This is a genomic window from Thermoleptolyngbya sp. C42_A2020_037, assembly GCF_015272455.1.
Taxonomy (GTDB): domain Bacteria; phylum Cyanobacteriota; class Cyanobacteriia; order Elainellales; family Elainellaceae; genus Thermoleptolyngbya.
In genome coordinates this window covers 25,198-39,638 of the sequence record NZ_JACYLP010000024.1, presented here as the reverse complement: position 1 = coordinate 39,638, position 14,441 = coordinate 25,198, and the positions used below count along the sequence as shown (strand labels likewise).

The 14,441-nt window shown below is 57.6% G+C and carries 6 protein-coding genes; 3 read left to right on the top strand and 3 right to left on the bottom strand.

All coding sequences use genetic code 11. From position 1 onward, the window contains the following. Window positions 1-171: 171 nt before the first annotated feature. The 3 genes from IGS16_RS07205 to IGS16_RS07195 all read left to right on the top strand — a co-directional run bounded on the left by IGS16_RS07205 (window position 172) and on the right by IGS16_RS07195 (window position 10,721). Window positions 172-1,365 (top strand): 2-isopropylmalate synthase, encoded by a 1,194-nt coding sequence (locus IGS16_RS07205; protein ID WP_297084590.1) that lies wholly within the window; start codon window positions 172-174, stop codon window positions 1,363-1,365. Window positions 1,366-1,573: 208 nt separating this feature from the next. Continuing rightward, window positions 1,574-9,661 (top strand): type I polyketide synthase, encoded by an 8,088-nt coding sequence (locus IGS16_RS07200; RefSeq protein ID WP_297084589.1) that lies wholly within the window; start codon window positions 1,574-1,576, stop codon window positions 9,659-9,661. Window positions 9,662-10,082: 421 nt separating this feature from the next. Then, on the top strand, window positions 10,083-10,721 hold the full coding sequence (locus IGS16_RS07195) for an acyloxyacyl hydrolase (RefSeq protein ID WP_297084587.1): 639 nt from the start codon (window positions 10,083-10,085) through the stop codon (window positions 10,719-10,721). A 3-nt stretch (window positions 10,722-10,724) separates the two neighbouring features. Here the strand turns inward: IGS16_RS07195 and IGS16_RS07190 are convergent, their stop codons facing one another. Genes IGS16_RS07190 through IGS16_RS07180 form a run of 3 tightly spaced genes read right to left on the bottom strand, consistent with a single transcriptional unit; the run spans window position 10,725 to window position 14,437 of the window. Then, on the bottom strand, window positions 10,725-11,957 hold the full coding sequence (locus tag IGS16_RS07190; RefSeq protein WP_297084585.1) for a glycosyltransferase: 1,233 nt from the start codon (window positions 11,955-11,957) through the stop codon (window positions 10,725-10,727). 42 nt (window positions 11,958-11,999) lie between these two features. After that, a complete protein-coding gene (locus IGS16_RS07185) occupies window positions 12,000-12,746 on the bottom strand; it encodes an aspartyl/asparaginyl beta-hydroxylase domain-containing protein (protein WP_297084583.1) in 747 nt (248 codons plus the stop codon). Between the two features lie 2 nt (window positions 12,747-12,748). Then, entirely contained in the window at window positions 12,749-14,437 is a 1,689-nt protein-coding gene (locus IGS16_RS07180) for a glycosyltransferase family 39 protein (RefSeq protein WP_297084581.1), read from the bottom strand. Window positions 14,438-14,441: the final 4 nt, after the last annotated feature.

Below are 14,441 nucleotides of genomic sequence, written 5' to 3'. Positions count from 1 at the left end.
TGTGTCATCCTGGTCTTGTGCTAAAAAACACTCATGGCTAAATAAACACCCAACCGACTTGCATGAACCCCGACTCCTAAACGCTCAATGCCACGATTTTTCAATGAGCCTCTGATGCGGACTTTGTCGCCGTAGCTGTTGTTTCTTGGGACCGAGTCCGACTGCAATCCTATGGAGACCATTCACCTGATCATTGCCGACGAGACGCTCCGCGACGGAGAGCAGCAGGTCGGAGTCTGTTTTAGCAAAGACATAAAGCGCAGGCTGGCCCACGAAATCGCCAGCACGGGGGTTCACTCGCTCGCCCTGATGCCCGCCGTTCACCCGGTCGAGGAGCAGTTGGTGAAAACGCTGGTAGCCGATGGGCTGGGGGGCCAACTGGCGGCCTCCACAATGATGAATAAAGCCTGCATTCGGCAGTCCCAAACGACGGGGGTGCAGCACATTATTTTGTTTCATGCCGTGTCGGATCGGCTGCTGCTGTTGCGCGACCCAGAGATGCAGGTGGCGGAAGGCGGTCAGGCGCGAGAGGCGGCGCTGCTCAATGGCATCAAGGCGACCCCAGATCAGGTGCAGATGGTGCGGGCGAATATGTGCCGTCGCGTCCGCCAGCATTTGGAATACGCGGCTCAGCTTGGGCTGCGAATTAGCTTTGCTGCGGAGGATGCCAGCCGCGCCGATTTTGATTTTTTGGTGGAATGCATCAACCAGTTTTCGCCCTACCTAGAGCAGTTTTTGCTGTGCGATACGGTGGGCTGCCTCACGCCAGAAAAATCTTACATCTGGATTCACGATTTGCTGGCCTCGGCCCGCTGTGCGCCGCTAATCGTGCATTTTCACAACGACATGGGGCTGGCCCTGGAGAACACGATCCAGGCGGTGCGGGCCGGGGCAGCGGGGATCTCTGGCACCTTTGGCGGCATCGGGGAGCGGGCGGGTAATGTGGCCATTGAGCAGGTGCTAAATGGGCTGCGACTGCGGTTTGGCTGGGAGGTGGCAGGGATAGACTATGAGGCGATCGCCCGCGTCGGCCAGCACCTTGACCAACTGGGCGCACGGGCCTATCCGCCCTATTCCCAGGCGGCCCAGCGCCACGAAGCCGGGATTCATGTGCATTCCCTGATGCGCGATCGCCTCTCCTACGCCATTTTTCCCTACGGCCAGCCCGAAATCTGGTTCGGCAAACACAGCGGCGTGAGCAACATTCGCTACTTGTTTGAACACTGTCTGCAAAAGCCGCTCGACCGAGAAAAGTACGAGCAGATCTGCCAGGATATTAAAAACCTTTCAATCCAGCAAAACCGCTCATTTTCCACCGATGAAATCCTCCAGTGGCTCCAGGAACAATCCTACGATTCTGCCTAAGCCAAACCAGGGCTGATTTTGATTTTAGATTGCCGATTTTGGACTCCTGATTTGCTGTTTTAGTGAGATTTTCAGCTATTTTCTATACAGCGTCGAATCAGGAAGCGAACATTAAATCCTCAAGCTCAAAATCCACAATCCAAAATCCAAAATCTAAAACCCAAAATTCTCCCTTCTCTATCTCTCCTGTCCACTGACCGACTCGCGTATGCCCCCAGAACCCATCGCAATTATTGGAATTGGCTGCCGCTACCCCGGCGCTGATTCTCCCGACGCTTTTTGGCAACTCCTTAAAAACGGTGTCGATGCAGTGTCAGAGGTGCCGCCCTCCCGATGGGACAGAACCCAGTTTGAGTCGGTCGCCAATACAGAATCGGCCAGGGCCAGCCTGCGGTGGGGCGGCTTCCTGAAAAGCGTCGATCAGTTCGACCCGCTGTTTTTTGGGATTGCGCCCCGCGAAGTGAACACAATGGACCCCCAGCAGCGCCTCTTATTGGAAGTGGCGTGGGAAGCGATGGAGGATGCAGGCATTGTGCCAGAGCGCCTGCGGGGAACGGATACAGGCGTATTCGTGGGCATCGGCACGCACGACTATTCCATCATGCTGTGGCAAGACCCCATTGATGACCCGTATCTCACCACAGGCACAGGCAACTGCATCGCCGCCAATCGGATTTCCTATATTTTTGACCTGAAGGGGCCGAGTCTGTCGGTGGATACCGCTTGCTCTTCCTCGCTAGTTGCCGTTCACCTGGCGTGTCAAAGCCTGTGGACGGGCGAATCGACAATGGCGCTGGCGGGCGGCGTGAATGTGCTGCTGCTGCCGACGGTGACGCTGGGCTTTGCGCGGGGCGGGTTCATGTCCACCAGCGGGCGCTGCCGCAGCTTTGATGCTAGGGCCGATGGCTACGTCCGCAGCGAAGGGGCTGGCATGGTGCTGCTGAAGCCGCTGACTCAGGCGCAGGCAGATGGCGACCCAATCTATGCCGTGATTCGGGGCACAGCGGCCAATCAGGATGGTTTTAGCAACGGCATGGCCGCGCCAAATGTAGACGCGCAGGAGCGGGTGCTGCGGGCAGCCTACCGGCGGGCGGGCATTTCCCCTGGGCAGGTGCAATATATCGAAGCGCACGGCACGGGTACGAAACTGGGTGACCCGATCGAAATCACGGCGCTGGGCCGAGTGCTGACGGAGGAGCGTCCGGCGGGCAGCTTATGCGCGGTGGGTTCGGTGAAGTCCAACATCGGTCATACAGAAACGGCGGCGGGTGTGGCAGGGGTTATTAAAGCCGCCCTCAGCCTGAAGCATGGGCAGATTCCGCCTAGCCTTCATTTCCAAACGCCCAATCCGCAAATTGGATTTGACTCGCTGCCACTGCGAGTGCAGACTGAGCTAACGCCGTGGAAATCCAGTCCCGCTATTGCCGGAGTCAATTCCTTTGGGTTCGGCGGCACGAACGCACATATCGTCATGCAGGAAGCACCTGCGCCTGCTGAACAGAATGTATCTAAGAATGTTCCCAAGAAGCTCAACAAGAAAGCAAAAAAGAAGCAGATCAAGCCGCTGTTGGAACGTGAGTTGGAAGGCGATCGCCCTCTCCACCTGCTGACGCTCTCTGCCAAAAACGAAACAGCCCTGCGACAGTTAGCAGAACGCTATAGCGAATACCTGACGAATCATCCAGAAACAGATCTAGCCAATTTGTGCTTCACGGCAAACATTGGGCGATCGCACTTTTCCCATCGGCTGGCGCTGGTGGCAGAGTCTCCTGTCCAGATACAGCAGCAGCTTCAAACCTTTGCCCAGCGCCAGGAAACGGCCAATCTCACCTACGGCACGACGGCTCCAGCGGCTCCATCGGTGGCGTTCTTGTTCACGGGGCAGGGGTCGCAGGCGGTGGATATGGGGCGATCGCTCTACCAAACACAGCCGCTCTTTCGCGAAACGGTAGACAAAGCCGCGAAACTGCTGGAGCCGCAGCTTAAGCGTCCCCTCCGGTCGGTGCTGTATCCCACGTCAGACCAGGCTTCCAGGGCAGCCGACTGGATCGACCAGACCGCCTACACCCAGCCGGCCCTGTTTGTGCTGGAATATGCCCTGGCAACGCTGTGGCAGTCCTGGGGCGTGCAGCCTGCCGTGGTTATGGGCCACAGCATTGGCGAGTATGTGGCGGCCTGCATTGCCGGAGTATTTAGCCTGGAGGATGCCCTGCGGCTGGTGGCAGCGCGGGGACGGCTGATGCAGGCACTCCCAGGGGGCGGCGGCATGATGTCGGTGATGGCGGATGCAGAAACGGTGGCGGCGCGGCTGGAGAACCCCGAAACCGTGGCGATCGCCGCCATCAACGGGCCGCAGTCCACCGTTATCTCTGGCGAGAACACAGCGTTGAAAAAGCTAGCCGCTCAACTTGCCGCCGAGGGCATCAAAACCACGCCGCTGAATGTCTCCCATGCCTTTCATTCGCCGCTGATGTCTCCTATGCTGGCGGAGTTTGCCCAGGTGGCAAAGACCATCACGTATCACACGCCGCAAATCCCGCTGATTTCCAACGTGACGGGCGATTGGATTGCCGAAGACATCGCTACGCCCGACTACTGGGTGCAGCATATTCGCCAGCCGGTGCGATTCAGGCAGGGCATGGACACCTTGCAGCAGCAGGGCTGTGGCGTGCTGCTGGAGATCGGCGCAAAGCCAATTCTGCTAGGCATAGGGCGGCTGTGCGTGCAGGCCAGCGACCCCGATTTGGCGGAAACCATGCTCTGGCTGCCAAGCCTGCGCCCCGGGCAAGACGACTGGCAAACGCTGTTCAGCAGCCTGGCCGCGCTCTATGTTCGCGGCGTGGATATCGATGGGCAGGCGATCGCCCCTCCCTCTGCTCGACGGATTCCTAACCTGCCGACCTACCCGTTCCAGCGACAGCGCTACTGGTGGCAGCCCGATAGCCCCTCGCTTGGGTCGATTCGCACAAGTTCACCCAATCGCCTGCACTCCCCAGGGCTGCATCCCCTGCTGGGCGAACGGCTGCGGCTGGGCGGCACCAGCGACATCCGGTTTGAAGCGCACGTTAGCGCCGCTGCCCCCGCCTATCTCGCTGACCACCAGATCGCCACGCAGCCCGTCTTTCCCGCCGCCGCCTATGCAGAAATGGCGATCGCCGCGGGTCGGGCCGTGGGGCTATCCCCAGTAGAACTGACTCAGGTTCGCATTGAGCAAGCGCTGCGGCTGTCGGCATCTGCCACCCCGCTGCAACTGGTGCTGTCGCCAGAAGCAGGCGGCTATCGGTTCCAACTCTTGAGCCTGAACGCTGAGTCGGAGGCGTGGACGCGCCACGCCACAGGCTTTTTGGCAGCAGGTCGGCCGCTGAGTTCTGGCACTATGCTGGCAGAGATCCAGGCGCAATTTCGTCAGCAGGCGATCGCCCCGTTGGACTATTACGCCCAGTTGCGCCAGCAACACCTGAACTATGGCCCCGCGTTTCAGGTGATTCAGCAACTCTGGCAGGGCGACGGTGCTGCCTTGGCTCGCCTGCATCTGCCAGATATGCTGAGGACTGAAGCGGCGGCGTACCATCTGCATCCCACGCTGCTAGACGGCTGTTTTCAAACAGTGGCGGCTGCCTGCGGATTTGGCAATGCTGACGGAACTTACTTACCTACGGGCATCGAATCGCTGCGGCTGGGGGTTCCGGCACAATCCACGGTCTGGAGTTGGGTGCGGCAGGTTCGCACAATGACTCCAGCGGAAAACGGCGGGCGGTCGCCGCTGGTGGCCGATTTCCAGATTTTCAATCCGAATGGCGAACTCGTGGCTGAGATCACGGGACTGACCCTGCATCCCGTCGGCGAAATGTCGCTTCTGCGGCTAGCCGGCAACACAGGATCTTCGCAGGTTGTAGAACGTGATCCGGCCCATTCCACAGAACTGCAAACGGAATGGATCTATACCCTAGACTGGCAGGCGGACGCGAATGATCCTCAGCCTGCGCCTGTGTCGGCTCAATCCCGCCATTGGATGATTCTGAGCGATCGCCAAAAGATTGGTCAACGGCTGGCAGAACGGCTGACCCAGCAGGGCGATTCGCGTAGCAATCCCTTCGGGAATCGCGCATCACTGCTGTTTGCGGATTGGGGGTCGGATGGGGCTTTGGCAAACAGCGTGAATCCGCTGGATGCCGAAGAGATGCAGCAACGCATTGCAGAACAGGTGGCGATCGCCCCGGTGACCGATGTGGTGTACCTATGGGGACTGGATACGGAACCGTCCAGCACGGGCCAAACGCTAACCCAAACCTGCACCCAGCTTTGCGGCGGCGTGCTGCATCTGGTGCAGGCGCTCAATGCCGTTCAAAAACCCCCCACACCCCGGTTGTGGATCGTCATGGCGGGAACCCAGGCAATTGCCCCATCTGACCCGCCTACCCACGTCCCTGCGGCGGCGCTGTGGGGATTGGGGCGATCGCTCCGTCAGGAACAGCCCGACCTGCGCTGCACCTGCATCGACCTGGACGCAGCAGACCCAGACCCCGCTGCGACTCTGCTGGCAGCGTTGCAGCAGACCGATGCGGAAGACCAGATCGCCTATCGCCAGGGCACGCGCTACCGGGCGCGGCTGAGTCCGGCACCCGCAAAACCCGCCCTGACGATTCCCGCTGCGCCCTCATTTCGCCTGGGCTTGACGCAATACGGCGTGCTGGATCACCTGACGCTGATGCCCTGCCAGCGGCGATCGCCCGGCCCTGGCGAAGTGGAGATCTTGGTGCGGGCAGCAGGCGTGAATTTCCGCGACGTGCTGAACGCCCTGGGAATGCTCCAGCCCTATCTGGAACACATGGGCTTTGCCACGGCAGACGCAGTGCCCTTTGGCGGCGAGTGTGCGGGGATCGTTGCGTCTGTGGGCGAAGGCGTAACGGCATTCCGCGTGGGCGACGAGGTGATGGCCGCGCAGGCAATTGGCAGCCTGGGGCAGCATGTCACCGTGAATGCGAAATGGGTTGCGCCGAAGCCCAGATCCCTCACCTTTGCAGAAGCAGCAACGATTCCGACGGCGTTTCTGACGGCAGTCCACGGACTCTGCCAGTTGGCGAAGCTGCAAAAGGGCGAACGCATCCTGATTCATGCGGCGGCGGGCGGGGTGGGTCTGGCCGCAGTCCAGCTTGCCCTGCGCCTCGGTGCAGAGGTCTACGCCACGGCCAGCGCACCCAAACAGGACTTCCTCAAGTCTCTCGGCGTGCAGCAGGTGTTTGATTCGCGCACGCTGGCGTTTGCCGACCAGATCGCCAAACTCACCAACGGCAAGGGCGTGGACGTGGTGCTGAATAGTCTCAACGAAGACTACATTCCCCGCAGCCTGGAACTGCTGTCGCCCAGGGGTCGCTTCGTTGAAATCGGCAAGCTCGGCATCTGGACGGCGGAGCAGGTTCGCGCCCTGCGCCCCGATGTGGACTATTTTTCGTTTGACTTGCTGGAGGTGTCACAGGCGCAACCGGACTACATTGCGGCGCTGCTGAGCGAACTGACCGACCAGTTCCAGCGGGAAGCGTTGCAGCCGCTCAAGCACACGGTGTTTGAGATTGCCGAAGCGCCGACCGCCTTTCGCTACATGGCCCAGGCAAAGCACATTGGCAAGGTGGTGATGGCGCTGCCGCCCGTGCTGCCGCAGCAGCCAGTGGTGCGCCCCGATGGAACCTATCTGATTACGGGCGGGCTGGGGGCGCTGGGCCAACTCACGGCGCAATGGCTGGTGGAGCAGGGCGCAAAGAGCCTGCTGCTGGTGGGGCGCAAGGCTCCCTCGGCGATCGCCCAGGCCTGGATTAGCGACCTAGAAGCGCAGGGAGTTACTGTGACTCCAGTGCAAGCAGATGTAGCAGAACCGGGGGCGATCGCCCCTCTGCTAGAACACTGTCCCCTGCCATTGCGGGGCGTGGTTCACGCGGCCGGCGTGCTGGACGACGGCGTGCTGCAAAACCAGACGTGGGAGCGGTTTCAGGCGGTGCTGGCTCCAAAGGTGCAGGGAGCCTGGAACCTGCACGAACTGACGCGATCGCACGATCTGGATTTCTTTGTCTGCTTCTCGTCGGCTGCGTCGCTGCTGGGTTCGGCGGGTCAGACCAACTACGCCGCTGCCAATGCAGTGCTGGATAGTCTGATGCACCACCGCCGTCGGTTGGGACTGCCGGGCCTCAGCGTCAACTGGGGAGCCTGGGCCGTGGGCATGTCTACGCAACTGATGGAACGGGAGCGGCAGCGGCTCGAAGCTCAGGGCATGACCCTGATTTCGCCCGCACAAGGGATGCCGCTGTTGTCTGAGCTATTGCGGCAAAACCTGGTGCAGGTGGGCGTGTTGCCAATCGAGTGGGCCAGGTTTCGCGCAGTCCACGCAGGACAGGAGCTATCGCCCTTTTTTGAGCGCGTGCTGCCCGCTGCACCCGTTGCGGTTCCTGCTGCCTCGCCACTGTTGCAGAGTTTGCAGCAGGGGGGCGATTCCGGGACGGATTGCGTCGCGAATCGCCTGGAGCAATTGCAGCAGTTTATCCAACAGCAGTTGGCCAAAGTCCTGGGCTTTAGCACCCCGGAACTGATTGACGTTCACGATCAGTTTTCGGACTTAGGGATGGATTCTCTGATGGCAGTGGAATTCACCAACCGACTCCAGGCAGGGCTGGGCTTCCCCATTTCGCAAGCGCTGCTGCTCGACCATTCCAGCGTGGCTGCCCTGGCGGAACATCTGGCCACAATGCTGTTTCAGGATGGCCCCTCTGCGGGGAAAGGGATGGTCACAGCCCAGCAGGCGATCGCCCAAACTGGGCAGTCTATCGCAATGGACGTTGCCACAGACCTTGCCGCAATGGAAGCGACCGCCAGAGAAGGGGAAGACGGGCGATCGCCCCTGTCCTTGCAGCGTCCTGATCAGCCGGATTCGTCACCCTCTAGGACGAATCAGGAGAATACCAGCCTGAACGGAATGGCGAATGCAAGTATTCCCGCCGATCGAGTCAGAAACAGCAGCCCCGATACCCCGCAGCAGGATGCGTTAGGTTCAAATCTAGGTTTAGATCTAATCGCTCATTCTGAATCAGAAAATCTTGAGGTTCCAGAATCCTATTATCACTTCCATCTCACGCCTGAGTATCAGAACCTGCGACAGGAACTGAATCGAGTGGAAGAACTCGGAAACCCCTTTTTCATGCAGCATACTGGGATTTCCCGCGACACCACTGAGATTCACGAAAAAACATTCATTAGCTACGCCAGCTATAACTACCTGGGTATGTCAGGTGATCCAATCGTGACCCAGGCGGCGATTGCTGCGGTGCAGGAATATGGCACGTCGGTTTCCGCCAGTCGCGTCCTGTCAGGCGAACGCCCTTTCCACCGAGAGCTAGAACAGGAAATTGCTCGGTTTTTGGACACTGAGGACTGCCTGCTGTTCGTTGGGGGGCACGCCACAAACGTGACGACCATCGGGCATCTGTTCGGTCGCCAGGACTTGATCCTCTACGATGCCCTTAGCCACAACAGCATCCGCGAGGGCTGCAAATTGGCAGGGGCGACGCTGATGGAATTTCCGCACAACGATTGGCGATCGCTCGAACACCTGTTGTCCCAGCATCGCCTGCGCTATGAAAAAGTGCTGATTGCCATTGAAGGCATCTACAGCGCGGATGGCGACATCGCTCCTTTGCCAGAAATCGTGGCCCTGAAAAAGCGATTTAAAACCTTCTTGCTGGTGGACGAGGCGCACTCCATTGGCGTGTTAGGGCAGAGCGGTCGCGGCATTGGTGAACATTTTGGCATTGCGGCCCGCGACGTGGATCTGTGGATGGGAACGCTGAGCAAGTCGTTTGCAAGCTGCGGCGGCTACATTGCGGGCAGCAAGGCGCTGGTGGAGTACCTGAAATATACGGCTCCTGGTTTTGTCTACAGCGTGGGCATGACTCCTGCGAACACGGCAGCGGCCCTCGCCTCGCTGCGATTGCTGCAACGGGAGCCAGAGCGAGTTCAGCGGCTCAGAGCGCGATCGCAGCTATTCCTCCACCTCGCACAAGAACACGCGCTGAATACGGGCAGCAGTGCAGACACACCGATTATTCCGGTCATCATCGGCGACTCCCAAGCAGCAGTTCGGCTTTGTCACCGTCTAATGCAGCACGGGATTCATGTGCAGCCGATGGTCTATCCCTCGGTGCCCTACGATCGCGCTCGTTTGCGGTTCTTTTTGTCTTGTTTACATACGGAGGAGCAAATTCACCTTACTGTATCGGCGATCGCCAAGGAGATTTCGCGATTGAATTCTTAGTTGGTTAAATTTCTAGCCCTGCCTAATGTCTAGGCTATGACCCGCACTGTTCATGCTTTTGTTCCAAAAAACCTGAATTCAGAGCTTGCAGCAATTCTCAAAAGCTGAGCGTGAGCAGATCCAAAACCCCATCAAAAAAATGACATTTTCTATTCCTAAGAACCTTGCAAGAGCCTCCTCTTTGAATCACCAGTCTGTTTCTTCTAGGATTTCCTACACCGCGCTAATTCTGACAACATCGTGGAGCGCTGTCGTGCTTTCTCCGATGTCAGCCCTTTCCCAGGAGGCATCACCCCAAGACGATATTTCCCCAGCTTCTATCCCCGCATTGATTGAATCTTCTCCATCTGCGTTGCCGCCCGCCGCATCGACGGAATTCTTGCTTCCACCAGATTCAACTGATGTGATCGCGGAGAGTCCGATGCCGCTTACGTCTTACGAGGCGGCGGATTTGCTGAATATGGAAGCGCTGTTGCCATCCGAATTGGCTGCTACTGCCGACTACTCACTGGAGCCAGATGCAGACGGGAGGGCGATCGCCCAGGCTGAGCCAGCCCCACCATCCGCCCCGGAACGCTTTGGAGCCGTTGGGCAAAATTACTGGTACGTGCAGGCGGGGCCGTCCATTTCCTTCGATCCAGATGATGACGGCTTTGCTGCGTTTGGGCTGGCGGGCGCAGGCATTACGGACTTCTTTGCCCACGGGCACAGCATTAACCTGGAATTGAACAAGCTCAAGTTCATTCAGCCAGGAGATGATGCGGTGGGTCTGAATCTTGGGCTGATCCTGCGCTGGCACTTTGTACGAGAAGACACCTGGTCACTGTATGTGGATGGCGGCGCAGGGTTTCTGGTCACCAGTGAAGATGTGCCCGCAGAGGGTGGATCGCAGTTCAACTTCACGCCCCAGGTCGGTGGCGGTGCAACCTTCCGAATGCGAGACCAGGAACACCTCATGGTAGGGCTGCGCTGGCACCACATTTCCAACGCCGAGCTGTACCCACCAAACCCCGGCCGCGACAGCATTCTACTCTACGTCGGCTATATGTGGCCGCGCTAAGGGCTAGGGGTTGGTGGCAACAGGCAGGCGCGAAGCCCAAAGGCTGACCAGGCGATCGACTGCCTGATCCCAGCCGTAGGGCTGCACCCAGTCTCGCGCCTGCCGTCCCAAGCGCTGCCGCAGGTCTGGGTCTTCGATGAGCAACTGGAGTTTTTCGACAAAATCTGCGGTGCTGTCCGGCTCATAGAGCAGACCGTTGACTCCGGGCTGAATGCTGTCCAGAACACCGCCTGCCGCTGGAGCAACGGCGGGAATTCCAGCAGCAAAAGCTTCAAACAGCGTCAGCCCTTTGGTTTCCTTTTTGGAGGTCGTGACGTGGAAATCGCTATTTGCCATGAGTGCAGGAATCTGATCTGGAGACACGCGACCCAGCAGGTGAAAATCGACCACGCCCGTTAGCGATTGACGGATGGTATCCCGCAGTTCTCCATCCCCCGCAATCAGCAGCAAGATGCGACTTGAACCCAGGTTTTGGACTAGCTTTGGAACTGCTTTCAGCGTGAATTTCCAGCCCTTGTCTGGGGTTAATCGCCCCAGGAAAAGAAGTTTTGTGCGATCGCCCGCTTCAATTCCATAGGTCTTTTCAAAAAACTGCTCCTGCCGAAGGTTCGGACTGAATGCAGCTAAATCAACACCTAACAATTCTTCGTAAACTGCATTCTTGATGCCCAGCTTTAGCAGCTTTTCATAGGTGATTTTGCTACCAGTTAACGTTACATCATAAGCATTAAATACCCGCTTTGTAATCAGTTTCTTACAGAGCCACCTCACCAAATTTTGCAGCGGGGCTGGCAGCGGAAAGAAGTCGTCAATGTATTCCAAGAAGTTGGTGTGATAGAAGCTAGTGCAGGGGATCTGGTGCGCCTTCGCATGGGCGATCGCCGGAATTTTGCCAAAGCCGAGAAAGAGGCGATCGGGTTCATCCACATGAATAACATCAGGCTGAAATTGCGCCAATCTTTGCAGCACAAGATCATAGGACTTTGAGGTAACATTGCGCTCAAACTCAACCCCCATAAATGAGGCACTTGGCAAATTGATAACTTCTACACCGGGCAAAAAATGTCCTGTATAGTCTGCCCAATTTGGATAGATTGATTCCAGCGATTCATAGCTTGGACAAAACACTAAGACCTGATGACCCAACTCGCTCAGTCGCGTCAACCTGTGGAGGAGAGTGACTGTCACCCCATCGATTACGGGCAGGAAGCCAGACGTAAGAATTGCAATTTTCATGTATAAGTTTAGGTGTCAACCCTTAGGTATTGGTTCAAGCAATTATTTCTGCTTCGTTTCCCACTCTAAAAGATTTTTGCGACCGCTCTGCACATAGGGCGACCAGGCAATCAGTTGGATCATAAACTGATTGAACCAGGATACGGGCGCACGCATGGGACGGATGAAATCAACAAACAAAATTACGCGAATGTCATCTGTATGATTCCAGGCGGAATGGGGAAACGTATCGTCAAAAATCAGGCTTTTTCCCTCCTGCCAGTGGCGCACTTCACCCCCTACACAAATGCCGCACTGGTCGGCTGCTGCGGGCACTTTCAGCCCCAGGTGATAGCGCAATAATCCCTTGTAGGGGCCGCGATGTTCTGGGATGGTTTTATGGGGCAGCAGGATAGAAAAGAATGCCGTTTTCATGCCAGGAATCTGTTCAACTAGGCGCGTCGTTTCGGGGCAGCGCAGGCAGTTTTGCTCTGCTTTGTAGCCATAGCCATAGAGAAAATAGGTCTTCCACAGATTGTCCTGGGTGATGCTGATCTGATCCGTGGAGATGTCTTGAAAATTGGGAATGGAATACACGTCCTTCAGCAGATTGTCTAATTCTGCTCGAATCGTTTTCCAGTTTGTTTCTAGAAGGTTAACCCAGGGAAAGTGCTGAACTTCAAAAAAAGCCCCGTCACCAACAGCAGAATATTTCGCAATTAGATCCTCTAGGCTTCTAACCAGCTTTTCCCCTTGATGAACTGCAAAGGCTTTGTGCTGTTTCTGGAATTGATCGACTAAGGATTTCATAATCATGGAAAAGAGCAAGATTGGTTAACTTTCCAGAGAGACAGGGCCAGTTCATTGGGGACTAGTTTTTGGGGACGATAGGTTTCTTGAACGGGTTGGTTTGTTTCAGTTTGAATACGGGTGATTAAAGCCGCTGAGGGATTCAAAAGAAACACAGGCTGGCACGGTTCTAATAATAGGCGATCGCCCCTCCAATTCTCGCCCATCGAGGCAATCACCTGGATCTGCGTTTGGGGCTGCAAGTCGAGGCTGAGGGAGACGAGATCCATCGCCTGGGCAGGTTCGGCAATCAGTCGGGGGGCGATAGTCTGGTCAGCGGTTTGGTTAATTAACGCGGCGATCGCCCGATTGTGCAGATTGCGGCTTTTCTGGTACTTGGGTGGCTGCTGGAGTTGGAAGCCGTAGGACAGAAAACAGAGGGCAACCAGGCAAAGCATCAGCCCCCGCCCAAGTCGTTGCCGAGAGGGGGACTGGGCACGGAGTAAGTCCGTTAGGTAAAAAGACAGTACCAAAATCATGCCCAGGTGAAAGGGGAGCAAATAGCGGGCAGCGGTGGAAAGCTGGCTATTGCGGAGAAAATCTAGCCCCAGTAGGAGGGTAGGAATCGTCAGGGCAAACAGCACGACAAATCCCCAGACCGGGCGCGGCGTGCGGCGGATAAGATGGCGGAGGGCGATCGCCAGCAGCAGCACCAGCAGCATGGAGGTCAGCAGTTTGGCGACGGTCGGCAGGTCGGGGGACAGCGTGGCAGGTACGTCAAACAGCAGAATGGAGGTGTTGTAGAGCCAGATTGCCAACAGCGGCAAAACGCCCATCGGCTGACGCATCCATTCGGTGTTGGCTTGCAGGGTATCCCATTGGCTCAGGACAATGAGAATCCACGGGAGAAATAGCCCAACCGCCAGCGCCGCTGCCTGGAGAAATCCATGCCGCTGAGCGCGATTGCCCACCCACAGGACGTACAGCCCGTGTCCCAGCAGCACCAGCGCCGTTAGCAGCGACGTATACAGCCCCACCGCCATGCTGAATCCATAGGGCAACCAGCGCCAAAGCGAATGCGGCATCTCGTTCCCAAAAACGTTCTGTTTCACATTCTCTGTGGCATACCCCATCGCGTTCCATAACGCCAAACTGCTCCACAGCAGCGTGACGCTCCACAGGCTGTAGGGACGCGCTTCTTGGGCATAGGACACAAAAAAAGGCGACAGGGCTAGTAACGTCGTGGCGATCGCCCCGGCAGGGGCAGAATTAAACAACTGGCTGGCCAGTCGCCCGATGAGCGCAAGTGAAATCAGGCTGAAGAGAACCGAGAGCGATCGCACGGCTACTATGCTGCTGCCCCAGAGTTTTGTCCAGCCGTGGGCTAGCAAGAAATAAAGCGGGGCGTGTTCGGGGCTTTGAACTAGGGCACGGAGGACTTGGGTCAAGGGCAAATCGGGGGCGGGATGCAAAAACTGCTGGAGGTCTGCGGGCGTGCGGGGAACACCGTCGCTGAGTTGGGCGGTGACTTCGGCGCGGGTGTAGCCAGCAATGCGAACCGAGGTGGCGACTTCATCCACCCAATACACGCGATCGCCCAGCCCATACCCCCGAAACAGGATGCCAGCCAGAATTAGGAATACCAGCAATCGTCCCAGGATTTGATCCGGATTTTGCAGGAATTTGAGAGGCGATCGCGCTACATGAAACATCGCA